Raw genomic sequence first — 25,568 nt, forward strand, 5'->3', positions numbered from 1 at the left:
AAAATTAAAAACGCCTAATGAATATAAAATAAATGCAACCAACATCACAAAATTGATAATGGAAAACCAGGAAAGTACTTTGACATATCCCTTTACAGCGCCAACGCTTTTCTCCATCTCATCCATTTTTTCAATTTTTAGAATCAAACTCGTTGAACAGATCCTGAATATTGCGATAGCATTTTACATTCTCGGAGTGAACTTTCTCTGAAAGATCCGTTTTGATAGAATCCAGCTGGGAGGTTGCATTCTCCAGCAATGCCTTCACTTCTGCGACCTGCTCATCGCTTACTTTCTTATTGGCTGCTGTCTGTTCTTCGATAAACTGCCTGCCTGCCTCGATCTGATCTTCTCCAAGCTTTTTGCTGGCTGCGATCTGATTCTCATTTAACTTGCGGTTTGCCTCTAACTGTTCCTCAGTCACTCTCTTCACATCTGCGACCTGCTTTGAGACACTTATTTCAATCTCATTCATCTTCGCGGTGACACGTTCTGCAAGCTCGTCTACTTTTTTGCTGAAATCAGATACGATCTCATCTGCCTCTTCCTGTCTCTCACTTAAGATCTGCTCTAGTTCCTGCGCTTTGTCTTCTCTCTCATTCACAAGATTCTGCAGCTCCTGTACCTTGCTCTCCTTGGATGTCAATAAATTCTGTAACTGTTTTGCTTTCTCCCTGAATTCATCGATCTGACTTAATAAAAAATCTTCTTTTTCCACTTTACTATGTATCCTTTCCTTAGCACGCACCGCTTTTCCTGCGTGTTCTGTTTTATCTTCTTTTGCATACAGCCTTGCAGACGGCTGTGTAATTTTTTTCTTCTTCCGGTAATTCTGTGCTATTCTCTGAAACAGACCTGCCATTTACGTCTCCTCCCACAGCCAGCCTAAAATAAACTATATTTATTTTACCATTTGCGCTTTTTCTTGTAAAGGAAAAACCTTCCTTTACATTATGTTATCCTGTAGCTGACAGTTTAAGGTATCCTGTGGATTTAAAAGAAGCGGTTCCAGACGGAACCGCTTCTGATAAGAAAGGGATTATACTTATTTGCTTATTTTGTTATGAATGATATTCATACTTCAAAATTGCCGTTCATTATTTACATAATTTTTTGAACTCATCAGCTACGAACTGTACTTTTGTTCCAACAACAACCTGAACAGCTGTTTTACTTGGTCTGATAACGCCAGCTGCACCGGCAGATTTGATTTTCTTCTCATCTACTAAAGAGCTGTCTTTTACTTCAAGACGAAGTCTTGTAATACAGTTATCAATGCTTGTAACGTTTGCTGCACCACCAACACCTTCTAAGATTGTTGCTGCTACAGTTGTGTAATCGCTGCTTCCAAGATCAACTTTTTTCTCTGCTTCTACATCATCATCTTCTCTACCAGGAGTCTTTAAGTCAAACTTTGTGATAGCGAAACGGAATACAACGTAGAATACGATAAATGCTGCGATTCCAAGAGGAATGATCATCCATGTATTCTTTGCTGCAGGAAGGGATGCAGAGAAAAGAAGGTCAGTTGCTCCGGCGGAGAAACAGAAACCTGCTCTGAATCCAACTAATACAGTAATAACTGTGAAGATACCATATAATGCTGCATATACAACGTAAAGAGCTGGTGCAAGGAACATGAAACCAAACTCGAATGGCTCTGTAACACCACAAACGAATGCACAAAGAGCTGCGGAAGCTACAAGTCCGATTGCAACTTTCTTCTTGTCACTCTTAGCTGTGTGAACCATAGCAAGAGCTGCACCCGGGATACCGAACATCATACATGGGAAGAATCCAGACATATACATACCTAAATCCCATGTTACATCAGCAGATGTCTCACCTGCCCAGAAGTGTCCAAGGTCACCAAGTCCGATCGTATCGAACCAGAATACGTTGTTTAATGCATGGTGTAATCCTGTTGGGATCAGTAATCTGTTTAAGAATGCATAAATACCAGCACCAACTGCGCCAAGACCTTCAATACCCTGACCTACTGCTACTAAAGCACCGAATACTACCGGCCAGATAAATAACAGGATTGCTGAAACAATAATAGAAACAACACCTGCAACGATTGCTACGCAACGTTTACCACTGAAGAATGATAACCAGTCAGGTAATTTTGTACCTTTGAATTTGTTGTAGCATGTTGCACCGATAATACCTGCAAGGATACCGATAAATGGGTTTGCAATTTTACCAAATGCAAGAGATTTTGTTGCATTGTCAGCGATTGCTGGCATTAATGTTGTAACTGTTCCTACGGAAAGAAGGTTTGTCATCATTAACCATGATGCTAATGCTGCAAGACCTGCTGTACCATCATTGTCGTCTGCCATTCCGACACCGACACCGATAACAAAAAGAATTGCCATGTTATCAATTAAAGCGCCACCTGCTTTTACAAGGAAGAAACCGATCATCTGAACGATACCGGTAACATCACCACCCTGCATGGTAGATGGACAAAGCGCATATCCAATACCCATTAAGATACCACAGATTGGAAGACACGCAACTGGAAGCATTAAAGCTTTTCCTAATTTCTGCAAATACTTCATCATACTAAAAGCTCCTCCTTTTTTTATAATCCCTTTTAGTTTTATTTTATACCGTTAGAAACACGGCTAAAATACGTTTTTCATATCACAGATCCCTGTCTGTTTATTTCTTTAAGATCAGAACTGTATCACCCGCATTGACATCAGATCCCGTCACTGCTTCCACGGTCTGATAATCCGACGTGTTGCATACAACCATCGGTGTGATCACATCATAACCTGCTGCTTTCACTGCCTCAAGGTCAACCGAGATCAGCAGATCTCCTTTTTTCACCGCATCCCCATTTCCTTTATGGGCGGTAAAATGTTCTCCCTTTAATGCGACAGTATCTAATCCGATATGCACAAGCAATTCCACGCCCTCTGTGGTCGTCATGCTCACTGCATGCTTCGTATCAAATAACATCTCGATCGTGCCGTCTGCCGGTGCGTATATCTTACCATCTTCCGGCTGGATTGCAACACCCTTGCCTAAGATCTCTTCTCCGAATGTCGGATCACTTACCTGACTGATTGGAACTGCCTTTCCTTTGACCGGTGCACCAATCTCAATTCCTTTGTCTTTTTTCTTCAAAAAATCGAACACCTTAATCCCTCTTTTCTGTATTATGATGTACTTTAGTCTGTCATGCAGACACGCTTAATATGTATCGCAAGAAACATGATCTCCTCGCCGGATATCTGACCGCCGTACTCTTTTTCGATATATTCTGCAATATGTTTACTGCACTCATACTCTCTCGGATACTTGTTCTCCATCAGCTTTGCAAATTCGATCTCCTCATCTTTCAACAACTCATGCCGGTAAAGACGCTGTGCCAAAAACTTCAGATGTGTGACAAATCTCTCATAGTGGAGCGATTCCTCATCAAATTCAATGCCCATCTCCTGTTTGACCAGTTCTAAGATCCCCTGTATCATATTCGTCATTGCAAAGGTATCGTTGATCGTTGTATCGTACTCTGCATTCACAAAATGGAGTGCGATAAATCCCGCCTCATCCTCTGAAAACTTTGTTCCGAGTTTTTCATTCAAAAGATCGATCGCATATTTTCCCATCAGGTATTCCTGATGATAAAACTTCTTGATTTCCCACAGCAGTGCATTCTTCAGCTGGATTCCCTGCGCCTGTCTCTGAATCGCAAAATTGATATGATCTGTCAGTGTGATATAAATACTCTGATTCAACTGTACATTCAGATTCTTTTTCGCATAGGTAATGATATCACTCGTGAGCTGCATATGCTCTAATGGAATGTTCTCTAAAATCTCCTGAAACTGCCGGGAAAGCTTCTCGTTCTCAATCCGGAAAACCTTCTCGATCCTGCTCTCATCAATCGCATCACCCGTATGTGCCTTGAATCCAATCCCCTTACCCATGATAACAACTTCCTGCTGATTCTCATCATATGCTGATATTACGTTGTTATTAATCACTTTCTGGATAACCATATGCCACTCCGTTTTTATTTGATAAAAGCCTCTGTTTTACTGTGCATTCTAAAAAGAAAAACCAAATTTTACAAAATCCAAGTATAGAAATGTAAAATCTGGTTTTGCCTGCTTATCAGTAACAATCCAATATTTTATTCGCTTGATTTAAGAAAATTTTAACATTCATTGTTTATTATGTCAAGTTTTATTCCTGCTTATTTTCTTTTTTGTAAGCATTTACTATATATGCATCTAAAACCTATACATAATAGCCAATATCCCTGCCATCTTCTACCGGAGTTTTACAGATTCGTTTCAAAGAACGCTTTTATTGCATCACATGCTGCATCTTCGTCGTCGCCTTCTACCGTTACAGTCACAGTCTGATCTTTTTTGACTCCCATTCCCATAACTGCCATCAGGCGAGAAGCATCTACGGATTTTCCATCTTTTTCAAGTGTTACTTTGCTCTGGAAATTTTTCACTTCCTTTACAAGCATCCCTGCCGGTCTTGCATGGATTCCCAACTCGTCTTTTACTGTGTAACTGAATGATTTCATTTTCATTTCCTCCTTAAACATTAAGCATTTAATATTTTATCTCTTACAGGCAGCACCATCGCCGGTGATACCGATAATTCATCAATTCCCATTTTTACAAATGTCTCCGTAAGCGTTAAGTCTGCCCCGAGTTCCCCACAGATACCTGCCCAGATTCCCGCTTTGTGTGCGCTGTCAATGACCATCTGGATCATCTTGAGCACTGCTGGATGATGGGAGTCATAAAACTGGTCAAGCTTTGCATTCTGCCTGTCGATCGCGAGCGTATACTGTGTCAGGTCGTTGGTTCCAATACTGAAAAAGTCAACCTCTTTTGCCAGTTCATCTGCGATCATCACAGCTGCCGGTGTCTCGATCATAATGCCAAATTCCACATTTTTAAACGGAATGCCTTCTGAGGTCAGCTCTGCTTTTACCTCTTCCATAATCTCTTTGACTTTTCTCACTTCCCATACCGATGCGATCATCGGGATCATAATGGAAATATTGCCGAACATGCTGGCGCGGAGCAGTGCTCTCAACTGTGTCTTGAAAATATCCGGCTGATCCAGACAGATCCTCACGGCACGGTAACCAAGCGCCGGATTGTCCTCGTGTTCGAGTCCAAAGTAATCGATCTGCTTGTCTGCTCCAATATCCAGAGTACGGATAATGACTTTTTTTCCTGCCATCACTTCCGCAACCGTTTTATAGGACTGGAACTGCTCATCCTCTGTTGGGAAATGGTCACTCTGCAAATATAAAAACTCACTTCTGAAAAGTCCGATACCTGCTGCATCATTCTGTAAAACAGCGCCTAAATCTTTCACTTCGCCGATATTGGCATACAATTTTATTTCTTTGCCCTCTTTCGTGACGGTCGGCTTTCCCTTTAATTGCTGCAGTAATTCCTGACGGTTCTTTTCGTCCTGCTGCTTTTTCTCATATTCTCTTAATGTCTCCTCATCCGGATCAATGATCACGATCCCCTTGAATCCGTCCACGATCGCCATTTTTCCATTCACTTCTTTCGGAACTGCTGTGGATACCAGAGCCGGAATGTTCATCGTCCTCGCCAGGATTGCGGTATGTGAATTCGTAGAGCCATGTCGTGTCACAAAGGCAAGCACTGTCTCACGGTCTAACTGGATCGTCTCACTCGGTGCAAGATCATCTGCTGCTATGATATATTTTTCTTTTTCTGCTCCAGAAGTGTTCACCTTTTCTTCTTTCTGCGATAAAACACGGATCACACGCTCCGAGATGTCCTTCACATCTGCTGCACGTTCCTTCATATAATCGTCGTCCATATCTGCGAACATTCTGGCAAAGTTATCGCCAGTCGTTGCCACGGCGAACTCTGCGTTGACGGACTGTGCCTCGATGATATTCCGGACAGAATCAAGATAGTCTTCATCCTCCAACATCATCTGGTGCACTTCAAAAATGGCTGCATTTGCCTCTCCTACTTCTTTGACCGCTTTGTCATAAAGTCCTTTCAGTTCTTCTGCCGCCTGATCTCTGGCTGCCTCAAAACGTGCGATCTCTGCTTTCGCATCCTCAATCTTCACTCGTCTGACTACATTGTTTTCTTTGGAAATCTCTTTGATTTTTCCGATTGCGATTCCCCCGAATGCAATCTTTCCAGTTATGTTCTGCATTTGCTCCTCCTCACCAGACAGCTGATACCATTTTGGGAATCTGCCGTCAAAATTAAAAAAGCCGAAAAAGTTCACGCAGCCAACGGCGTCTTACTTTTCCGGTTTAGTACATTTGCATGTGAACTATCCTTAAAATATAATTTTATTATAAGTTTTCACAAAGTATTTGTCAACACAATTCTGCCAGTCTGTGTACTTTTGCTGCATCCACCACTTCATATTGATTCTTTTCCTGTATTCCTGCATAGGAGAAATCAACGTATTCATTCGAAGTTGTGATGTCTTTTTTCCATACCCGGCATGAACTGTGTACCTGATGAACTCCTGTATATGTCATTAGTTCTCTAACATTGTTCTCATTCACACCGCTTCCGGCAAGAATTTCAATCTCACTTCCATATTCCTTCTGAAGCTGTTTTAACCGTTCTCTTCCACTCCACACATCCGGTGCGCCGCCGCTCGTTAAGATTCGGTCTGCCCCAAGCCCAATCAATTGCTCGATCGTTTTCTTCTGATCGGCAACACAGTCAAAAGCGCGGTGAAACACCGCTTCCCTTCCCTGCTCATGTATCAGATAGATGACTTCTTTTGTACGTTCTGTATCTAAGGTTTGATCCTCTTTTAAAAATCCGAAAGCAATCCCGTCTGCTCCATGCTCCAGCAAAAGTTTTGTATCCAAAATCATTGTCTGATATTCCTCCGCAGAATAACAGAATCCACCACCTCTCGGACGTACCATCGCCACAACAGGAATCTCACACTGTTCCTTCGCGCAGATCAGATTTGCCAGTGATGGGGTAAGACCGCCAAGATATAATGCACTGTTTAATTCTACCCTGTCGGCACCATTTTCATATGCTGTTTTTACATCTTCAAAACTGCCGCAGCAGATTTCTAAAACTGATTTCATAGGTTTGTCACAATTCCTTTTCTTATCATTCGGATTGATGATTGTTATTATAAACTTTCTATCTTTTAAAATCTACTATCTACAAAAAATCTTTTTTTCATTTTCTCTATAAACAATAAAATGAATGTTCCGCGAACATTCTATTGTCCTGAATGCAGAAAGCCCGGAAAGGCTTACGCCTTTCCGGGCTTTCTGGAATTTACAATGACTCAGACAATGTCCAAATCTTATTTGTATAACTCAACTAATCTTAACAGATGTTCGTAACGAGCTTTTGCAGCTTCCTCAGATGCAGCAAAGAGTTTTGCAGCTCTTTCTGGGAAGGATCTTGTTAATCTGCTGTAACGTGTCTCGTTATTTAAGAACTCCTGATATGTTCCATCGCCTGGTTTAGATGTTAATGTGAATGGATTCTTTCCTTCAGCTTTCAGAGCTGGGTTGAAGGAGAAGAGGTTCCAGTAACCAGCAGCTACTGCTTTCTTCATCTCATCCTGGCAGTGGTTCATTCCACCTTTCACACCGTGTAACTCACATGGAGCATATCCGATGATCAGGGATGGTCCGTCATAAGCTTCTGCTTCTGCAAGAACTTTAACAGCCTGAGCCATGTTAGCACCAAGAGCAATCTGTGCTACATAAACGTAACCATAGCTCATAGCGATCTCAGCAAGGCTCTTCTTGCCAACTTCTTTACCAGCAGCAGCGAACTGACAAACTTCACCGATGTTGGAAGCTTTAGAAGCCTGTCCACCTGTATTAGAGTACATCTCTGTATCGAATACCATAACGTTTACGTTATGTCCGGAAGCAAGTACATGGTCTAATCCACCGAAACCAATATCATATGCCCATCCGTCACCACCGAAGATCCATACGGACTTCTTAGCAAGGTAATCTTTTTTCTCAAGAGCAGCTTTTGCATCTGGACATCCAGCTGCTGCAGCTTTCTCTAATTCAGCTACAAGAGCTTCTGTTGCAGGTGTATTTGCTTTTGTATCCTGTTTTGTCTCCATGAATTTAGCAAATGCATCTTTTAATTCTGCGCTTGCTTTATCAGAAGAAACACATTTCTCAACGCTTGCGATAGCCTGGTCACGTAATACTTCCTGACCAATCTGCATACCTAAACCATGCTCAGCGTTATCCTCGAATAAGGAGTTAGCCCAAGCTGGTCCTTTCTTGGAATCTTTGTTTACTGTATATGGTGATGTAGCAGCCGGGCCACCCCAGATAGAAGAACATCCGGTAGCGTTAGAGATGTACATATGCTCACCAAATAACTGTGTAATCAAACGAGCGTAAGATGTTTCAGCACATCCTGCACAAGATCCGGAGAACTCAAGTAATGGCTGGTTGAACTGAGAACCTTTTACAGTGTTGTCAGCTGGCATACCAGGTTTCTTGCCAACGTTTGCTACTAAGTAGTCAAATACTGGCTGTTCTTCTGCCTGAGATTCCTGTGGAACCATCTCGATAGCACCTACTGGACATACAGTGATACACTCACCACATCCCATACAGTCTAATGGAGATACGCTCATTGTATATTTGTATTCGCTTGCCTTTGGTTTTGTATCAGCAAGTTTGATATTAGCCGGAGCAGCTTTTACTTCGTCTTCACTTAACATGAATGGACGGATTGTAGCATGTGAACATACAAATGCACACTGGTTACACTGGATACATTTAGCAGCATCCCATGTAGGAACTGTTACAGCTGTACCACGTTTCTCATATGCTGATGCACCCTGCTCGAACTGTCCATCTGGGTTGCCCATGAATGCAGATACTGGAAGAGAATCACCATCCATTAATGCGATTGGATTCATTAAATCTTCTACCATCTTAACTGTCTCTGGACGACCTGTTAATTTCTTAGGAGCTGGATCTGCTTCTGGGTTAGACCAGGAAGCTGGTACTTCAACTTTATGTACAGCGTCAACACCTGCGTCGATAGCTTTGTAGTTCATCTCTACAACTGCGTCACCTTTTTTACCGTAAGATTTCTTAGCAGCAGCTTTCATGAAATCAACAGCTTCTTCAATTGGCATTACGTTTGCTAATTTGAAGAATGCAGACTGAAGAATTGTGTTAGTACGTTTACCCATACCAATTTCAATTGCTTTGTCAATAGCGTTGATTGTATATAACTGAATGTTGTTATCAGCAATATATTTCTTAGCTTCTGCATTTAAGTGATGAGCTAACTCTTCATCAGACCACTGGCAGTTAATCATGAATACTCCGCCTGGTTTTACGTCCTGAACCATCTTGAATCCTTTTGTTACATAAGATGGGTTATGACATGCAACGAAGTCTGCCTGGTTGATGTAGTATGGGCTTCTGATTGGTTTGTCACCAAATCTTAAGTGGGAAATTGTAACACCACCTGTTTTCTTGGAGTCATACTGGAAGTAAGCCTGGATGTATTTGTCTGTGTGGTCACCGATGATCTTTGTAGAGTTCTTGTTAGCACCTACAGTACCGTCACCACCAAGTCCCCAGAACTTGCACTCTACAGTTCCTTCAGCAGCTGTGATAGGAGCTGGTTTTACTTCTGGTAAGCTTAAGTTTGTAACGTCATCTACGATACCAATTGTGAAACGTGCTTTTGGAGCATCTTTCTCTAATTCTTTGTATACAGCGAATAAGCTTGAAGGTGGTGTATCTTTGGAACCTAATCCGTAACGTCCGCCTGTTAATACGATTGTATCAAGACCTGCCTCACGAAGAGTTGTTGCTACGTCTAAGTATAATGGATCACCAAGCGCTCCTGGCTCTTTTGTTCTGTCAAGTACTGCAACTTTCTTAACTGTCTTTGGAAGAACTTTTAAGAATGCTTCAGATACCCATGGACGGTATAAACGAACTTTAACTAATCCGACTTTCTCGCCCTTAGCTGTTAAGTAGTCGATTACTTCTTCTGCTACGTCATTTACAGAACCCATAGCTACGATAACGCGCTCTGCATCTTCTGCTCCGTAGTAGTTGAATAAGTCGTAGTTTGTTCCTAATTTTTCATTAACCTTAGCCATGTATTTTTCAACGATAGCTGGTAATTCATTGTAAGCTGTATTACAAGCTTCACGATGCTGGAAGAAAACGTCACCATTCTCATGAGATCCACGCATAGCCGGATGCTCTGGATTTAATGCATGTGCACGGAATGCAGCAACTGCGTCCATGTTGCACATTTCTTTCAAATCTGCATAATCCCATTTCTCGATCTTCTGGATCTCGTGGGATGTACGGAATCCGTCAAAGAAGTTGATGAATGGAACTTTTCCTTCGATTGTTGCTAAATGAGCAACCGGGCTTAAGTCCATAACTTCCTGTGGGTTTGTCTCACATAACATAGCGAAACCTGTCTGACGGCAGGCATATACGTCACTGTGATCACCGAAAATATTTAAAGACTGTGTTGCAACGGTACGTGCAGAAACATCAAATACACATGGAAGCTGCTCACCAGCGATTTTGTACATGTTAGGGATCATTAATAAAAGACCCTGGGAAGCTGTAAATGTTGTTGTTAATGCACCTGCAGCAAGGGAACCGTGAACTGCACCTGCAGCACCTGCTTCGGATTCCATTTCTACAACTTTGACCTGATTGCCAAAGATATTTTCCTGTCCTGCTGCTGACCACTGATCGACAGTATCTGCCATAGGGCTGGATGGTGTAATTGGGTAAATAGCTGCAACATCTGTAAACGCATATGCTACATGAGCTGCTGCTGTATTACCGTCCATTGACTGTTTTGCTCTGGACATTACTTATTCCTCCTTAAAATTATAAAAAATTGATAGAATGTCTTTGCTAACCCGGGGCAGAATACTATCCCCGCCAGCTTTCGACTTAATTCACATTTTAGCATTTAATTTGTCCGTTGTAAAGAATTCAGACTGTACAAAACAAAGTACAAAGTTATAAACGTTACTGCTCACCCGGCAGTAAAACACTTGCCAAAAGCACAGATTTATAAATATTTTCTTTCAAATTCATCTGCCGGGATCGGCCGGTCAAACAGATACCCCTGCCCATATTCAAACCCATGGCTTTCCAAGAACTGACGCTGTTCTTCCGTCTCAATTCCCTCCACAACGATCTCTTCTTTGGCTGCACGGATAAATTTTCCCATCTGGGATACAAATTCCCCCTTGTTGTCCACCATCACTTTGTCGGTAAAACTTTTATCTATCTTGACAACATTCGCCGGTATTTCATAAAGGACACTCAAAGACGAATACCCCGTACCAAAGTCATCAATGGCAATGCGGAATCCCATCTGTGCCAGTTCGATCATGCAGTGCTTCAGGTCTTCGAGTTTTTCTGTCATGACGCTCTCGGTAACTTCCACTTCAATATAGGAAGGATCAATGTCATACTTGTCCATTGTCTCATGCATCCGCTGCAAAAATGCCTCGCCACCGTTTTCAAAGTGTTTTCTCGAAAAATTAGTTGAGATCGTAAACAGGCTTTTTCCGGATTTCTTCCACTTTGTCATATATTTCAGCAGCTGCTCTAATATAAAGAAATCAAGGTCTTTGATATATCCCATCAATTCCAGTGCCGGCACAAAGCGGTTTGGCTGTAAGTATCCGTCCTCTCCGAAATGCCATCTTGCAAGTGCCTCTGCCCCATAAATCGTATTCTCTTTCAGCCGGAACTTTGGCTGTAAAAACATTTCAAACTCCCCACGCTGGATCGCAGCATGAAACCGTGTTGCGATCAGCACCTGTTCGTCACGTGTCTGACGCATTTTTTCTATATAGACAACACCGGATGTGATATTGTGTTCTTTTGCATATTTTCTTGCAAGATTTGCGCTCTCCAGTATCGTCTCAAACGAACTCTTTCCTGACAGGAAGCAGATTCCTGCCGAAAGCTTCATTCCTCCAGCGGGATAACGTTCCTGCAGCTTTGCCTCAAACTCTTCATTTCCTTCCTTAACGCGCCTCCGGATCTCCTGCTGGCTCTTTCCCCTGGACAATACAAGGAAATAATCCGAGTACATACGGCATGCTGCCATTACTTTTTTGCGTTCCAGCAGCCGGGAAAATTCTTTCAGTATACTGTCTCCCATCTCTGCGCCGAAATTTTCGTTGACATAAGAAAAGTTATTGACATCCACCATGGTCAGTGCATAAGTATTCTCCTGTGGATTTTCCTCTGCCTCCAGAAGCTGTACCAGTTTTATCCTGAAAGCTTCCATATTATATAAGCCCGTCAGCCGGTCTCTGTTTTTAATTTATGGATTGCCTGCTGATCTTCCTGCATTTTCTCACGCAGCGTCACAAATACGGCAACCACTCTGCTCAGTTCGCAGATAGTTCCAATCTCCTCTGTGCGCCACTGCTTGCCCTGTTCAACCGAGCCAACATCGATGCATCCGGTTTTTCCATTCGAATACTCAAACTTTACTGCAGCGATTGACTGGATCGGGATGGCATTTCCTGACCATTCTAGCCACTCTTTCTTCCGTTTTTCCTGCCACTTTGGAGTTGTCTGTACAAATTCTCCCACGTCAGCCTTCATCAGTTTCGGCCAGGTAATCGGAAGTATATTCTTCTCATAAATCTGTCCCATGTCACTCCAGCAGTTGGTAAGTAGCATATTCTTTCCATCGGGTGCATATTCAAAAACAGATACCATATTCATCTGATATTTTCTGCCAATCTGTTCTAAGAGCACATTCAGAGAACCATTGATATCCCTTGCATGTGACAACAGGCTGAACGCTGTATTTAAAAATTCTTTGTCCGCCACCAGATTTCTACGGTTTTCCTTTTCTTCCGTGCGGTTCTTTCCTTCACAGTCCCCCTCCTCGGTCTCTCCTGCAAAGCCATAATGATTTTTCCCATTTTTCTTAATGTGATACATGGCATGATCTGCCCGTTCAAACAACGTACTGTAATCATACCCGTCTTTTCCTGTCACAGCCATACCGACACTCAATGTCACAACAATGACTGCTCCATCCCCGGAAAGCGTTTTCTGCACGTTTGTACACAGCTGTTCCGCTTTCGCCTCCGCCTCTTGCAAAGAAGTGTCCTTCACAAAGACCATAAATTCATCCCCACCGACACGTCCGACAACCGCTTCATCCGTAAACTGTTCGCGTATCAGTGTTGCAATATCCGATATCACCATGTCTCCAACAGTATGTCCGAATGTGTCATTGATCTTCTTAAAGTCGTCAATATCAATGACGTAGAGTACATGCGTTCCCTGTGTTGATTTTTCAAGAAACGCATCTACGATTTCTCCGGAGGCTGTCTTATTGTAAATCCTTGTCAACGGATCTAACTGCACTTCCCGCAGAAGTTTCTCCCGGACTGCCCGCTCTGTGCTGATATCATAACTTCTTCCTATGATGTGGCTGATCTTTCCATCATAATCTGCGATACTCTGATAACAGGTTCTGAAATAAGCATATTTTCCAGATTCTTTTCCCCCCTGCCGCAGACGGTATTCCGCAGTTCCTTTCATCTCCCGTTGAAGCGCCGTCTCAAAGATCTTCTGAAATCTTTCCCTGTCGTCCGGGTGTATGGCTCCGTAAAGTTCTTCTATCCCGGCATATTTCACACTTTTATCCTCTGCGAATTTCAGATAACATTCCGGTATCTCAAATTGCTGTTTTTTCACATCATAATCAAGGACAATATCATCGGAGACCTCTTCCAGCATATGATAGCGCTCGTTCACAAGCATGATCTCATTTTCCATCTTCTTGCGCTCTGTAATGTCCCAGCAGGATACAAGATAGTATGGCACTGCACTCCGGTATGTGTAAATCTGAAACTGAAACATTGCCCAGATCACGTTCTGATCTGCTGTAACGATCCTTGCCTCAAATTCATCCGATGTTTTCCCTCTGCGGCAGACCTCCGCCGCATCCTCAAACATCATGTAATCTTCCATATGGATCAACTGCGCCATGCACATTTTCTCCATACTGAAATCCGCCGATCTGTATCCGCTCATCCTGCAAAATTCATGGTTTGCGATGTCAATCGTCAGCTCATTTCCCCCTTTTACCGTGATCAGTCCTACCGGAAGTTCATATATAATATTTTTCAAATCTTTGCGCTCACGCTCCGACTGCCTGAGCTGATCTTCATAATCTATTTCTTCCTTATTAAATTCTGCCATCCCCAACTTCTCCTTTTACAAAACCCCGATTAGAATAATTATAACAAATTTTTACATAACAAGAAAGATTTTCTCTTGTTTTTTCCTTATATTTTCTTGGCATAGATTTTTCTTGAAAAAACAACGGTTTTATGTATAATAAGAATGATGCGTTTAAACCAAGAAATATGTAAAATAGAGGTATTACAATGATACAAGCAAACAATGTAACGTTACGTGTAGGCAAAAAAGCCTTATTCGAAGATGTAAATATCAAATTCACTGAAGGAAACTGTTATGGTCTGATTGGTGCCAACGGCGCCGGAAAGTCCACATTTTTAAAAATTTTATCCGGTCAGTTAGAACCGACAAACGGTGATGTTGTCATCACTCCGGGACAGCGTCTCTCATTTTTACAGCAGGATCACTTTAAATATGATGCTTTTACCGTTCTTGATACCGTTATCATGGGTAACCAGAGACTTTATGATATTATGAAGGAAAAAGACGCCATCTACATGAAAGAAGATTTTTCCGATGAAGATGGTATCCGTGCCAGCGAATTAGAAGGCGAATTTGCTGAGATGGATGGCTGGAATGCGGAATCCGATGCCGCAACATTATTAAATGGTCTTGGAATTTCTACCGATTACCATTACTCTATGATGGCAGAGCTTCCTGGTGCCTTAAAGGTCAAAGTTTTACTTGCACAGGCATTGTTCGGAAATCCGGATATTCTTCTTTTAGATGAGCCTACCAACCACTTGGACTTAGATGCGATCTCCTGGTTAGAAGAATTCCTCATCAATTTTGAAAATACGGTGATCGTTGTTTCCCATGACCGTTACTTCTTAAATAAAGTATGTACCAATATTGCAGATATCGATTATGGCAAGATCCAGCTTTATGCCGGAAACTACGACTTCTGGTATGAATCCAGCCAGTTACTTGTAAAACAGATGAAAGAAGCCAACAAGAAGAAGGAAGAAAAGATTAAAGAGTTACAGGAATTTATTTCACGTTTCTCTGCAAACGCTTCCAAATCCAAACAGGCGACTTCCAGAAAACGTGCTCTTGAAAAGATCCAGCTCGATGAGATCCGTCCATCCAGCCGTAAATACCCTTACATTGACTTCCGTCCAAGCCGTGAGATTGGAAATGAAGTTCTTACTGTGGAAGGTCTCACCAAGACGATTGACGGTGTCAAGGTATTAGACAATGTATCTTTCATCGTAGGTCATGAAGATAAAATCGCTTTTGTCGGTGGAAATGAGCTTGCAAAAACAACTTTATTCAAGATCATCTCCGGTGAAATGGAACCTGATTCCGGCTCTTATAAATGGGGCGTGACAACAAGCCAGTCCTATTTCCCGAAGGACAACACAGCAATCTTTGATACTGATCTTCTGATCGTAGACTGGCTGACACAGTATTCTGAGATCAAAGATGCTACTTATGTTCGTGGTTTCCTTGGACGTATGCTTTTTGCCGGTGAAGACGGAACTAAGAAAATGCGTGTTCTTTCCGGTGGTGAGAAAGTCCGCGTGCTTCTCTCCCGCATGATGATCCAGGCAAGTAATGTTCTGATCCTTGACGAACCGACCGACCACCTTGACATGGAATCTATCACAGCATTAAATAATGGTCTGATCAAGTTCCCGGGTGTTATCCTCTTTGCATCCCGTGACCATCAGGTTGTACAGACAACTGCAAACCGTATCATCGAGTTCTTACCGGATGGAACCTTTGTTGATAAAGTATCCTCCTATGATGAATACCTTGAAAATGATGAGATGGCTCGTAAACGTCAGGTTTACAGCATGTCTGATGATGATGCTTCTGATAACTAAAAGAAGAATGATTTATTTTCAAATTATAAGCTTTTCATTTTGCCGATGTGCCTTACTGGTGCATCGGCAATTTTTTATCGGAACCGCAGGTTATCCCACTCTGATCTGACCTGATCCTTCTCTTCTTTCTCCGGTGGATCAGAGACTACCCAGACTTTCTTACCGAGAAATCCAAAGCCGAGTTTATAGATGTGATCGGCAGGGATGCCGTAGGCAAGAAGATCTGATTCATAGTTTCTGGTCCGGATCTGTTTCAGGGCATTCTGTGCAGTTTCCTGAACCGTCTTTTCTCTGTGTTCATTTAAAACTTTAAATTCAAGGATATAGGCATCTTTTGTTTTGTCGAAAGGATAGATTGCAATGTCATAACGACCTTCCCCACTCTCCCGGTTGGATACAATGCGGTATTCCTTACGCATGGATACAATAAGTCCTAAAACAAGACCATGATAGAAATTCTCCGGGGCGTGTTTTCCTGTATTCTTTGCGGTATCAAAATAACTCATGGAATACTCGGCGATATCTTCCATCACACCGATCATATCCCAGGTTCTATGCCTTATCAGTGCCCTTGTAAAATTCTCATATGCAATATTGCCATTCGAAAACATGGCAATGATCTGTGTCCGGAACATTGACATAACCTCTTTGTTGGTCACGGAAACATCACACTCTGTCCATTCGTTATCTTTCACCACGTTCTCTGCCTTGATATATCCGACTGCAAGGAGAAGTGACCACAGACTATTCTCATCTCCGTCAAGATACTGGAATGTAATATTCTCGTTGATCACCTTGTGTATTGGTTTTCCTGTCATCAGCTGTTCAATCTCGTACTTTTTATCATACGGATGCCTGCAGATAATATCACCGATCAGCTTGTTGCTGCTGGTAAGAATCCAATAAGATCTCAACTGCCGATCATGCATATAGTTCACGATAGACCACGGATTATAAATATCTTTCTGATGACCGATAATGAATCCATCGTACATTTCCTTCACTTTTTTCATATCATCTATATTCTGGCACTTTAATGCATCCATCACCTCCTGCTCAGTGAATCCACAGCAGTCCGTGTAGATATCATCTGTCACAGTGGCAACCAGCAGATTGTTCAGGTCAGAGAAAAGTGAATTCTTCGACACTTTCGTCACTCCGGTGATAATGGCTCTGCCAAGATAGTCATTTTCTTTCAGTGTATTATGGAATAACTGGCGGCAGGTCGTGATCATCTCATCCCAGTAACCATCCGTGTATGCTTCGATCAGAGGTGTATCATACTCATCAATGAGCACGATAGGTTTTACACCAAAATGTTTATAGAGCAATTCGCATAATTTCTTAATGGAATTTTCTATATGACCTGTATCATTATGAAACAATCCCCATCTTGTTTCTTTAAATGTCTCTTTATCTTCCTCCGTAAGTCTTGGACTGTCGAGTAAATATTCATGGTGTGCATACATTGTATCCAATTGTCCCATCATTCCCCGGATAGACTGCTTATAATCTATCCCCTTGCAGCCTCCAAAGCTTGTGGAGATCACCGGAGTGCTTCCGAACATACTTCGGCTTCTTTCGTCCTGCCATACCCGCAGCTTATCGAAATATTCCGGATGATCAGCATATCTTGGATCAAAAACATTCTTACCGTACTGAGCAGGGTTGTCTTGCCGAATCTTCTCGGTCTGGTGATCAATGTGATCTTCGTTCCTTCCCTGAGCCACTCGGTGATAAAATGCGTCTTATCTACATAAAACTGCTGTCCACAGGTAAAAATCACCAAAATCCTGATACCCGATCACCACCTGGGCAGAGAGATATGGATTGTGCTTAAGAATGTCCTTCAGTCCCTCCACATAAGCCGTCAGATGCTTTTTCTCTTCCTGCAGCTTTGTGCGCTCCTCAAATTCCATGAACACCTGCTCCCGCTCAGACACTTTCACATAATAGCTCACTGATTTTCCGTCAATCGTCCGCTGGATATATGGCTGCTCTTTCCCTTTGATCTTCTTATAGGTCAGGGTTCCTTTTGGAAGTTCTTCCAGTCTCCGATCGATCTCTTCGATTCGTTTCGTTGGATTTGTGGACATAACGCGCTCCCTTCTGTATATAAAAGTGGTTATCATTGGTTATATACACATCATATAACCAATGGTAACCACTTGTCAATCTTCTTTTAATATTTTCCGAAGCATCGGTTCCTCGTCCAACTGCACATTTTCGAATTTTTTGTAAAATCTGTCGGCATTCTCGTTGGTAGCACGGATCAGATAATATTGATGGATATCATGCTTTTCGCAGTCTTTTTCAAACTCTGCAAACAGCTTCCGGGCAACGCCGCTGTGCCGGTATTCCGGTAAAACATATACCCAATTCACATACGCCATGCGATATCCACCCTGAATACACCCATAAAAATGATACTCAATTCTTCCTACCACCTGATTGTTTTCCATCGCAAGAATTGATGCAGACTTTTCATAAAATGAATCCCGAAGCCTTGTCCTGATTCCTTCCTCATCTATCTCTTCCACCGTCATCATATCCGGCTCCTGCTGCATCGCAAGCTTTAAATAGTCAATATACTGCTCTACATTCTGTTCATTCAATCTTCCAAAATACATTTCCTTCCTTCTTTCTAATACCTGTAAATATGGTTCTCCAAAACATACGTTTCACCTGTTCTTGGATCTGTCTTTTCTTCTGACAGTGAATCGAATACAAATCCACATGACAGCTGTAACACTCTGGACGCAGCATTGCCTATACGGTTGCAGGCATGGAATTCTTTTGCTCCCAGTTTTCCCGCCTCCTCAAGAAGTGTCGTAAGTATCTGTCGCCCATATCCTTTTTGCACAAATTCCGGTCCAAGTGCAATGCCTGTCTCTTCATAAATACCCGGCTCTAACTCACGCATACCTGCAAAACCGATTGCTTCACCCGTTTTCTTTAAATACACAAATAACGCATACTTATTCTCCGGTTTTTCTTCAAATGCAATCGTGCGCTTCATTCGATCTTTTGCATCTTCGTCTGTCTCTGTCGGCTGCCAGAGCATATACTTTGCGCTCTCCTTGTGTCTCCACAGGTTATAATAAATTGTCTTCCAGTCCTCAAATTCTGCTTTCTTTAAAATAAGATCTTTTGTTTCTAATTTTACGTCAGAGTAATCTGTTACCATTTTTTCTCTTATACCTCCTCTCTCATTATTTTTCTATGCATTGGTTTCTCGTCCAACTGCACATTTTCTTCCACCCTTATCAACTTTGCAATATACTCTGTCGTGCCTTCTTCCAATTCTTTTTCTCCATTTTCCATAAATCCGTGACGATGATAAAATGCAATCGCTCTCGTATTTTTCTCCAACGCCCACAGATGATCCGCATCAAAAGTTGAAATTGCATGCTCTATTAATTTCTTTCCAATTCCACCACTTTGAAAGCATGGATCGACATACAATTTACGGATTTCTGTTCCATGGATTTCCATAAATCCTTTCACAATTCCACATTCATCGGCGACATACAGATTTTCCAGAACTTCCCCTTTTCCGAAATAATGATCTATCATGGATACAACCTGCAATTCTCCAAATGAATACTCTTCCTGCTTAAAAATTGGGAAATAATTGATTCTGTTATTAAATACAAAAATTTCTGCGATGCGCGACAAATCTTCTTCTGTTGCTTTTCTGATCATCTCCGGATACCCCTGTCATTTTCTTTTATCTGAAATCACTATAACACACTTTCCGCCAAAATACTTTCTAAAAATCTTTTTTAATTTTCCTTTTCCAACAACCTTTGATAGGCTGCATCCATCCCGATTGCCCCAAGCGGTGCCGTGATAATGATTGCCAGCACAGCGACAGACAGAACAATTTTTCCACAGGCAAGTCCTGCCGCCAAAGGAACAGAACCAATTGCCGCCTGCACCGTTGCCTTTGGGAGATAAGCGATCACACAAGCCATTGCAACCACCGCAAGCAGTCCTGATAAGGAAATTTTTCCTTCCAGCCATCCTTCCACTGATACCAGTAAAAAGGAAAATCCAAGAACAATGATTACTTTTATACTGTTACGCACGCAGTGTTTTCTCGCATATGCCGTCTCAAAGAAAAGATACAGTCCATAACCTGTCACTGCGCCTAAAATTATACCAAGTACGATTGACACCGGAATATTTACAAAATCAAGTACATTGGCATGACCACCCTGCGCAAAGCACATAACCTGCAATTTCAAGCGATGCAGGAACAAACGACAGTAATACAGCGGAACGCCCGGCTTTTTTCAGATCTTTTAAATCCAGTGAAAGTCCGGCTTTCAATAAAATAATAATCAGTGCCATCTTCCGCAGCTCAGCGGAGATTGATAAAATGGATGGATCAAGCAAATCGAGCACATACTGTCCCAACACAATTCCGGTGACGAGTATTCCGATGATCCGTGGCAGCTTCAGTTTCTGGCAAATGGCTCCCATTGCAAGCCCTACAAGAAAAATAAGTGATAATGATGCTAACATAAATCCTCCTTGTTTTGCGAAGCAAAATGCGACTGCTCTTGCAGGAGCAGAGGATTTAGCCTCCTTATTTTGCTATAGACGCAAAAAAGCTGATGCCTTCTGCGACTATAATTTCAAATAATCGTAGAAGTCATCAGCTATATTCAGCAGTTCTGGTTTCCCAAGGGAGAACTTCATTCTACCTCAAATACCACAATCCGCTCTCTTTTATTTTCCCCCGGAAACAAATCTCTGCAATCGATTTCATCGGAAAAGATAAGTTCGTCTACTGTCATTAAATAAGAAATGTATTCATCCGAAGGATAATAAAAGAATAAAAGCAATTCCCTCGGATTCTCATAATAGGATTCCAACACGCGCGCCAAAACTTTCTTTAATATCTCTATCGAAAATGGATTAAAAAAGTAGATCCGGTCTACCTCTGCCGGAACCGAAAACTGCACGGCATCTGCAAGTACAAATTCTGTCCGCCCTGCCGCAACCCCCTGTTCTCTGTTTTCTACCGCTTTCTCATAAATCCGCTCGTTGTATTCCACACCGATCGTGTGACAGCGTGTCTGATAAGAAAGAAAAAAATCAGCTCTGCCTTTGCCACAGCCATAATCTAAAAGTGTATTTTCCTTGCAAAGCAGCCCGGAATTAGCAAACCGCTCTAACACCGTATATGGCGTCGGTTCATACGGATATCGGTACTGATCTGAATTGGAATCATCACGTCCGGTTGTGTGAATCTGTAGTAATTTATCCCATTTCTGTTCTTCATCGTTTTCCTGAGATTTTTTCATGTTCTCTTTCCACAACTCTCCGAATATAAATTTCTTTTAGCCCCATGAATCTGCCCTTATCAGTTCCAGTACAGCGTTCAAAAATTAACTGAATCAATAACGCAGATGGAAATTCATACAAGTTATTAGCTCAGTTATTTACAGAACGATGTACTAGTCTTAGCAGTTTTCACGCAGTGTTTTCAGATAAACTTTCTGCTCATCTGTGATGCGATAGCTCTCCACCGCTTTCTGAATCGTCTTTCTATGCACCCATGGTGATAACTTTCGTTCTTCCAGATATGGGATCGTTGCATCCCACTGTTTTGCCAGTGCCGTTGCAAGATACCATGCAATCATCATATTGACATAGTATTCTTCCGATTCTACTTCTGCGGCAATTTCTATATACTCCGGTTTGAAATCCTCATCCAGATAAAAGCTCATCAGTGTTCCGATTCCATAGCGAATCGTATAAGTGTTCCCGGATGCAATCCATTCTTTTATCACAGGAAGAAGTTCAGCTTTGCTTTTTGCGAAACACTTTGGTCTTGGAATATCGCAGGTCGCCCAGTTATTAATATATGGAAGAAAACGTTTCACTTCTGCCAGACAGCGCTCATAATCTTTGATATCTGAAATCAAAAGCATATGAAGGTTATTTTCCTCATAATACTGATGTGGAAGTTCCTTCAAAAAAGCTTCTGCTGCTTCCGTTTTTGCAAATTCTTTCGCAAATTTCCGCAGTACCGGTGTGCGGATCCCGATGATTGTCTCCTTATCAATCCCCGGCATTAGTTTACTGTGAAAATTTCTGTATTTTAAATCCTGTAATTTGAATAATTTGCGCTGCAAGCTGTTCATGTTTTTCTCTTTCACTTTTATATTTCTTCCACTTTGCAATCATGCTCTTTTGTTTCTTTGTTATAACTGATTCCAACCGCGAGGATACGTCCTGTATATTTATTTTTTTCTGCCGTTTTTCCTCTGAACCGCAAAGCATAGTCTTTTTCTTTAATCTGTGCAATTGCATCTTCTGGTGAATGATCTACTTTTAATTCTAGTATGATACAATCCTGATCATATCGAACCGGATAAAATATAAAATCTACAAATCCTTTTCCAGCCTTCTCCTCACGTTCAACTCTGTACTGATCTCTTGCAGACAAATAAACAAGATTGACAATTGCCGAAAGTTCTGTCTCATTATTATAAGACAAAATCGGCACTTCTGTATTATGAGCATACTGAATGATTTTTGTCATTGTCTCTGTATCTTTGGCTAGTGTTGCCTGTAGCATCTGTGATGATATGTTGGCAAGACGATAAATATATCCTAACGATTGTTCTTTTTTCATCATTGCTGCATAACTTCCCAAAAGTTCCTTATTTGGTATAAATACTTTTCCATTATCATACGTCAGCAAACCATATACTACCATTGCAGAATATATCTCCTCTTTGGTCTTTAGTTCTGGTGCTGTTGCAGCATATTCCTGTATCCCTGTTGGTATTTTTTCTCCTGCAAACATTAAAGTAAGATCGTTCTGGATTTCATCTACGTTATGACTGATATATGTGAAAATAGAATCATATTTTCCTGAACTCACCCAATAATTTGACAATTGATTATCTGTCAATGCGCATACTACCGAACGTGGATTGTATAATCTTTCTCCTGATGCAGTGTGATATCCATCATACCATTCCCTGAGATTTGCGCGTGTAATCTGTGGCTTTTTTGTTTGCTCCAGATAGCACTGGTACAATCTGTCAACTTCACTCTCTGTAAAGCCAAAATATTCACTAAACCGAACTCTTGTTGCCATATTGTATTCCAAAAACATATTCAGTTCTGAACCATCTGAATATTTTGCAATCGGAAGTACACCGGTCATATATGCCAGTTCTACATAGCTTTTCCCTTTCAATAAAAGTTTCAGAAAAAGCAGATAATTTTCTCTGTCACGTTCCGTAACAAAAGACATCTGGAAAACTGCGTCCCATTCATCCATCACAAATATGAATTTATGTCCTGTTTTGTCAAAAACCTGAGAAAGCACATCCCAGACCGCCTCATTTTTGTCTATCGCAATCTCCGGATATGCCTCGTTAATATCTCTGACAAGTCCATCCTGTATTCTGCCAATATACTCCTCATAACTATGACATTCTCTTGGCATTTCACTAAAATCAATATATATCACATCATGGCAGCCTGCCTGCTCCTTATATTGATCATATTGTGCGATTGCAAGCTTCTCAAATAAAGATTTTTCACTATTTTTTTCAAAAAAAGCTGCTATCATATTTGCCATAACTGTTTTTCCGAAACGTCGCGGACGGGTAATACAGAAAAAACGCTGTTCCTGCTGTAATGCTGGAATTAATTCTTTTAATATTTCTGTCTTATCAACAAAAAAGGTTCCATTCATTACGGTCTTGTATTTATCATATGGTTCCTTATTATTTAAAAACTGTCCCATTCTACTCGCCCCCCTTAGCCTGATACTATGAGTATATCTTTTTTTCCAAATGGGTGCAAGAATCATCTGTTAATTCCTGTTAAAACTCCTTCTTCTCCATAATACGCCTGCTGATCTGGTACGAAATGAACAGTGCCAGCAGTGTAATCCCGATGATGCTACCAGCCAGAACTGCCACATTCATATTGTCTATCACGGTCAGCGCCTGATACAACCGCTCTTTTCCGAATACGACCTCACATAGATATGCAATCACAGCAATTACTCCCATCATTCCTAATGTCAAAATCCGGCTCTTTTCACAGCCAAACTTAATCTGCGCCGGAATCATGAAAAAACTGATCAAAAGAATGATTAGCAAAATCACTGCGGCTGTCAGCATATCTTCTGCCACAGCAACCGGTATACCACGCACCACTTTTGACACCAAATACAGGCAGACTGCAATTACCCAGGCTGCCACTACTCCTCCGGCACAAAGCAGATACTTTTCTCTTACATAGGTTTTTTTATTGATCGGCAGTGTCAATAAAAACTGATAGCCATGATCCATCTCGTCATACGCTATCGTGCTGATTGCAATCATCTCTACCACAAACGGCAGATATCCAATGATAAAATTTCCGTTGCCGGAAAATGTGACTGCAACTGCAATTGCAAACAAAATTACCAGTGTCTGTTTTGTTCCCCATAATAACCGAATATCTTTTTCCAATAAACCTGCCATTATCTGTACCCTCCTGTCATCATAAGAATCAGCTCATCAATCCCTCCATTTTCCACTGCAATCTGCGGATAATTTTCCTGATAAAACTTCTTATCATTCGTAAAACATGCATAGCCGTAATTTTCTTTCTGCACTTTTAAAATAGAGCTTTGATCCAGCGTGCGGTATTGTTCTTCACTCACCTTTAAAATGCCATACTGCTCTAAGATTGCATCTGTCCCTTCGTGCAAAATAAGTTTTCCATCATGGATCAGATAAAGTTCATCACATAGGGATTCTAAATCTGTGGAAATATGGGACGTAATAAGTATACTGCGGCTCTCATCCTCTGCAATATAAGCCCGTAACATATCTAAAATCTCGTTTCTCGCCTCCACATCCAGTCCGGCTGTCGGCTCATCCATGATCAGCAGCTTCGCATGGTGTGTCATAGCTGTCAGCACGCGGAGTTTCGCTTTCATTCCGGTTGAAAATTCTTTGATTTTCTTATTCATCGGAAGTTTTAAATTTTCACTCTGTTTTATAAAATAGTTTTCATCAAACGAATAATACATTTTTTTAAAATATGTTTTACATCGTTTACGGTCAGTTCCCCGGAAAATCCGGATTCTGCAAGAGAAACTCCGATCTCCTGTCTGAGTGTCTCCGGCAATTCCTTACTCTCATGACCAAATACCCTGATGCTGCCCTCATCTGCCCGGCAAAGACCAAGAATCAGTTTGATTGCGGTACTTTTTCCTGCTCCGTTTTTCCCGATCAACCCCAGTATCTGTCCTTCCGGCAGTTCCATTGATATTTCAAAAGTAAAGTTTCCATATGTTTTCCGGACATTTTGCATTGTTATCATACAATTTCCGCCTTTCTTTTTTATGTTCTGTTGTCTGACTTTTTACATCAATCTGAAGCAAATACCTCATCAAGCATTTCATGATTGTGTCATATCTATTTCAAAAGTTTCTTACCGAT

22 protein-coding genes, 2 pseudogenes and 1 riboswitch are annotated in these 25,568 nt (G+C 41.5%); of the genes and pseudogenes, 1 reads left to right on the forward strand and 23 read right to left on the reverse strand.

Going from position 1 to position 25,568, the window contains the following annotated elements; genetic code table 11:
• Positions 1 to 130: 130 nt before the first annotated feature.
• The 10 genes from ROSEINA2194_RS17970 to ROSEINA2194_RS22400 form a co-directional block, all read right to left on the reverse strand.
• Positions 131 to 862 (reverse strand): hypothetical protein, encoded by a 732-nt coding sequence (locus ROSEINA2194_RS17970; protein ID WP_009861011.1) that lies wholly within the window; start codon positions 860 to 862, stop codon positions 131 to 133.
• 235 nt (positions 863 to 1,097) lie between these two features.
• Entirely contained in the window at positions 1,098 to 2,567 is a 1,470-nt protein-coding gene (locus ROSEINA2194_RS17975) for a PTS transporter subunit EIIC (RefSeq protein ID WP_217284425.1), read from the reverse strand.
• A gap of 103 nt (positions 2,568 to 2,670) precedes the next feature.
• Positions 2,671 to 3,153, reverse strand: coding sequence for a PTS sugar transporter subunit IIA (locus ROSEINA2194_RS17980; protein WP_009861013.1), 483 nt, complete (start codon positions 3,151 to 3,153; stop codon positions 2,671 to 2,673).
• Between the two features lie 32 nt (positions 3,154 to 3,185).
• On the reverse strand, positions 3,186 to 4,019 hold the full coding sequence (gene licT, locus ROSEINA2194_RS17985) for a BglG family transcription antiterminator LicT (RefSeq protein WP_009861014.1): 834 nt from the start codon (positions 4,017 to 4,019) through the stop codon (positions 3,186 to 3,188).
• A 284-nt stretch (positions 4,020 to 4,303) separates the two neighbouring features.
• On the reverse strand, positions 4,304 to 4,561 hold the full coding sequence (locus ROSEINA2194_RS17990) for an HPr family phosphocarrier protein (protein ID WP_044928818.1): 258 nt from the start codon (positions 4,559 to 4,561) through the stop codon (positions 4,304 to 4,306).
• Between the two features lie 20 nt (positions 4,562 to 4,581).
• On the reverse strand, positions 4,582 to 6,201 hold the full coding sequence (gene ptsP, locus ROSEINA2194_RS17995; protein ID WP_021923200.1) for a phosphoenolpyruvate--protein phosphotransferase: 1,620 nt from the start codon (positions 6,199 to 6,201) through the stop codon (positions 4,582 to 4,584).
• A gap of 169 nt (positions 6,202 to 6,370) precedes the next feature.
• Positions 6,371 to 7,111 carry a copper homeostasis protein CutC gene (locus ROSEINA2194_RS18000; RefSeq protein ID WP_009861017.1) on the reverse strand — a complete coding sequence of 247 codons (741 nt, stop codon included), beginning with the start codon at positions 7,109 to 7,111 and terminating at the stop codon, positions 6,371 to 6,373.
• 227 nt (positions 7,112 to 7,338) lie between these two features.
• On the reverse strand, positions 7,339 to 10,884 hold the full coding sequence (nifJ, locus tag ROSEINA2194_RS18005) for a pyruvate:ferredoxin (flavodoxin) oxidoreductase (RefSeq protein ID WP_009861018.1): 3,546 nt from the start codon (positions 10,882 to 10,884) through the stop codon (positions 7,339 to 7,341).
• A gap of 206 nt (positions 10,885 to 11,090) precedes the next feature.
• The gene (locus ROSEINA2194_RS22395; protein ID WP_009861019.1) at positions 11,091 to 12,326 is read right to left on the reverse strand and encodes a GGDEF domain-containing phosphodiesterase; all 1,236 of its coding nucleotides are present in this window, start codon (positions 12,324 to 12,326) and stop codon (positions 11,091 to 11,093) included.
• Positions 12,327 to 12,340: 14 nt separating this feature from the next.
• The gene (locus tag ROSEINA2194_RS22400; protein WP_009861020.1) at positions 12,341 to 14,266 is read right to left on the reverse strand and encodes a sensor domain-containing diguanylate cyclase; all 1,926 of its coding nucleotides are present in this window, start codon (positions 14,264 to 14,266) and stop codon (positions 12,341 to 12,343) included.
• A gap of 188 nt (positions 14,267 to 14,454) precedes the next feature.
• Between ROSEINA2194_RS22400 and ROSEINA2194_RS18015 the strand changes: the two genes are divergently transcribed.
• Positions 14,455 to 16,095: an ABC-F family ATP-binding cassette domain-containing protein gene (locus ROSEINA2194_RS18015; RefSeq protein ID WP_009861021.1), complete on the forward strand. Its 1,641-nt coding sequence runs from the start codon at positions 14,455 to 14,457 to the stop codon at positions 16,093 to 16,095.
• Between the two features lie 74 nt (positions 16,096 to 16,169).
• Here the strand turns inward: ROSEINA2194_RS18015 and ROSEINA2194_RS18020 are convergent, their stop codons facing one another.
• The 13 genes and pseudogenes from ROSEINA2194_RS18020 to ROSEINA2194_RS18075 form a co-directional block, all read right to left on the reverse strand.
• Complete coding sequence (locus tag ROSEINA2194_RS18020; protein ID WP_500138742.1) at positions 16,170 to 17,141, reverse strand: PD-(D/E)XK nuclease domain-containing protein; 972 nt, start codon at positions 17,139 to 17,141, stop codon at positions 16,170 to 16,172.
• Between the two features lie 141 nt (positions 17,142 to 17,282).
• Positions 17,283 to 17,881, reverse strand: a pseudogene (locus tag ROSEINA2194_RS24075) (AAA family ATPase); the annotation flags it as partial.
• Positions 17,844 to 18,191 (reverse strand): DUF6788 family protein, encoded by a 348-nt coding sequence (locus ROSEINA2194_RS18030; RefSeq protein ID WP_044928823.1) that lies wholly within the window; start codon positions 18,189 to 18,191, stop codon positions 17,844 to 17,846. The gene ROSEINA2194_RS18030 and the pseudogene ROSEINA2194_RS24075, both read right to left, overlap by 38 nt.
• Before the next feature lie 75 nt (positions 18,192 to 18,266).
• Positions 18,267 to 18,725, reverse strand: coding sequence for a GNAT family N-acetyltransferase (locus ROSEINA2194_RS18035; protein ID WP_009861024.1), 459 nt, complete (start codon positions 18,723 to 18,725; stop codon positions 18,267 to 18,269).
• Between the two features lie 14 nt (positions 18,726 to 18,739).
• On the reverse strand, positions 18,740 to 19,282 hold the full coding sequence (locus ROSEINA2194_RS18040) for a GNAT family N-acetyltransferase (protein WP_009861025.1): 543 nt from the start codon (positions 19,280 to 19,282) through the stop codon (positions 18,740 to 18,742).
• Between the two features lie 8 nt (positions 19,283 to 19,290).
• The gene (locus ROSEINA2194_RS18045; RefSeq protein ID WP_009861026.1) at positions 19,291 to 19,800 is read right to left on the reverse strand and encodes a GNAT family N-acetyltransferase; all 510 of its coding nucleotides are present in this window, start codon (positions 19,798 to 19,800) and stop codon (positions 19,291 to 19,293) included.
• 80 nt (positions 19,801 to 19,880) lie between these two features.
• Positions 19,881 to 20,330 carry a hypothetical protein gene (locus ROSEINA2194_RS23980; RefSeq protein ID WP_009861027.1) on the reverse strand — a complete coding sequence of 150 codons (450 nt, stop codon included), beginning with the start codon at positions 20,328 to 20,330 and terminating at the stop codon, positions 19,881 to 19,883.
• The gene (locus ROSEINA2194_RS23985) at positions 20,293 to 20,625 is read right to left on the reverse strand and encodes a cation:proton antiporter domain-containing protein (RefSeq protein WP_009861028.1); all 333 of its coding nucleotides are present in this window, start codon (positions 20,623 to 20,625) and stop codon (positions 20,293 to 20,295) included. Before ROSEINA2194_RS23985 ends, ROSEINA2194_RS23980 begins: the two co-directional genes overlap by 38 nt.
• Before the next feature lie 117 nt (positions 20,626 to 20,742).
• Positions 20,743 to 20,802, reverse strand: a riboswitch (Fluoride riboswitch).
• The gene (locus tag ROSEINA2194_RS18055) at positions 20,799 to 21,410 is read right to left on the reverse strand and encodes an SAM-dependent methyltransferase (protein ID WP_009861029.1); all 612 of its coding nucleotides are present in this window, start codon (positions 21,408 to 21,410) and stop codon (positions 20,799 to 20,801) included. Its footprint overlaps the riboswitch before it by 4 nt.
• A 159-nt stretch (positions 21,411 to 21,569) precedes the next feature.
• Positions 21,570 to 22,253 carry a DNA alkylation repair protein gene (locus tag ROSEINA2194_RS18060; RefSeq protein ID WP_044928839.1) on the reverse strand — a complete coding sequence of 228 codons (684 nt, stop codon included), beginning with the start codon at positions 22,251 to 22,253 and terminating at the stop codon, positions 21,570 to 21,572.
• 17 nt (positions 22,254 to 22,270) lie between these two features.
• A complete protein-coding gene (locus ROSEINA2194_RS18065; RefSeq protein WP_044928825.1) occupies positions 22,271 to 23,875 on the reverse strand; it encodes an AAA family ATPase in 1,605 nt (534 codons plus the stop codon).
• A 79-nt stretch (positions 23,876 to 23,954) separates the two neighbouring features.
• Positions 23,955 to 24,602, reverse strand: a complete 648-nt coding sequence (locus ROSEINA2194_RS18070; RefSeq protein ID WP_009861033.1) for an ABC-2 transporter permease — start codon at positions 24,600 to 24,602, stop codon at positions 23,955 to 23,957.
• Positions 24,602 to 25,449, reverse strand: a pseudogene (locus tag ROSEINA2194_RS18075) (ABC transporter ATP-binding protein). The gene ROSEINA2194_RS18070 and the pseudogene ROSEINA2194_RS18075 overlap by 1 nt, the downstream one beginning before the upstream one ends.
• Between the last annotated feature and the right edge of the window lie 119 nt (positions 25,450 to 25,568).

Source organism: Roseburia inulinivorans DSM 16841 (assembly GCF_000174195.1).
In the GTDB taxonomy this organism is placed as follows: Bacteria; Bacillota; Clostridia; order Lachnospirales; family Lachnospiraceae; genus Roseburia; species Roseburia inulinivorans.

Bases quoted from the DNA above. Each gene is read 5' to 3' on its own strand.
- ROSEINA2194_RS17970 (WP_009861011.1), bottom strand. From the start codon at position 862: ATGGCAGGTCTGTTTCAGAGAATAGCACAGAATTACCGGAAGAAGAAA.
- ROSEINA2194_RS17975 (WP_217284425.1), bottom strand. From the start codon at position 2,567: ATGAAGTATTTGCAGAAATTAGGAAAAGCTTTAATGCTTCCAGTTGCG.
- licT (WP_009861014.1), bottom strand. From the start codon at position 4,019: ATGGTTATCCAGAAAGTGATTAATAACAACGTAATATCAGCATATGAT.
- ROSEINA2194_RS17990 (WP_044928818.1), bottom strand. From the start codon at position 4,561: ATGAAATCATTCAGTTACACAGTAAAAGACGAGTTGGGAATCCATGCA.
- ptsP (WP_021923200.1), bottom strand. From the start codon at position 6,201: ATGCAGAACATAACTGGAAAGATTGCATTCGGGGGAATCGCAATCGGA.
- ROSEINA2194_RS18000 (WP_009861017.1), bottom strand. From the start codon at position 7,111: ATGAAATCAGTTTTAGAAATCTGCTGCGGCAGTTTTGAAGATGTAAAA.
- nifJ (WP_009861018.1), bottom strand. From the start codon at position 10,884: ATGTCCAGAGCAAAACAGTCAATGGACGGTAATACAGCAGCAGCTCAT.
- ROSEINA2194_RS22395 (WP_009861019.1), bottom strand. From the start codon at position 12,326: ATGGAAGCTTTCAGGATAAAACTGGTACAGCTTCTGGAGGCAGAGGAA.
- ROSEINA2194_RS22400 (WP_009861020.1), bottom strand. From the start codon at position 14,266: ATGGCAGAATTTAATAAGGAAGAAATAGATTATGAAGATCAGCTCAGG.
- ROSEINA2194_RS18015 (WP_009861021.1), top strand. From the start codon at position 14,455: ATGATACAAGCAAACAATGTAACGTTACGTGTAGGCAAAAAAGCCTTA.
- ROSEINA2194_RS18020 (WP_500138742.1), bottom strand. From the start codon at position 17,141: ATGGATGCATTAAAGTGCCAGAATATAGATGATATGAAAAAAGTGAAG.
- ROSEINA2194_RS18030 (WP_044928823.1), bottom strand. From the start codon at position 18,191: ATGTCCACAAATCCAACGAAACGAATCGAAGAGATCGATCGGAGACTG.
- ROSEINA2194_RS18035 (WP_009861024.1), bottom strand. From the start codon at position 18,725: ATGTATTTTGGAAGATTGAATGAACAGAATGTAGAGCAGTATATTGAC.
- ROSEINA2194_RS18040 (WP_009861025.1), bottom strand. From the start codon at position 19,282: ATGGTAACAGATTACTCTGACGTAAAATTAGAAACAAAAGATCTTATT.
- ROSEINA2194_RS18045 (WP_009861026.1), bottom strand. From the start codon at position 19,800: ATGATCAGAAAAGCAACAGAAGAAGATTTGTCGCGCATCGCAGAAATT.
- ROSEINA2194_RS23980 (WP_009861027.1), bottom strand. From the start codon at position 20,330: ATGTGCTTTGCGCAGGGTGGTCATGCCAATGTACTTGATTTTGTAAAT.
- ROSEINA2194_RS23985 (WP_009861028.1), bottom strand. From the start codon at position 20,625: ATGTTAGCATCATTATCACTTATTTTTCTTGTAGGGCTTGCAATGGGA.
- ROSEINA2194_RS18055 (WP_009861029.1), bottom strand. From the start codon at position 21,410: ATGAAAAAATCTCAGGAAAACGATGAAGAACAGAAATGGGATAAATTA.
- ROSEINA2194_RS18060 (WP_044928839.1), bottom strand. From the start codon at position 22,253: ATGAACAGCTTGCAGCGCAAATTATTCAAATTACAGGATTTAAAATAC.
- ROSEINA2194_RS18065 (WP_044928825.1), bottom strand. From the start codon at position 23,875: ATGGGACAGTTTTTAAATAATAAGGAACCATATGATAAATACAAGACC.
- ROSEINA2194_RS18070 (WP_009861033.1), bottom strand. From the start codon at position 24,602: ATGGCAGGTTTATTGGAAAAAGATATTCGGTTATTATGGGGAACAAAA.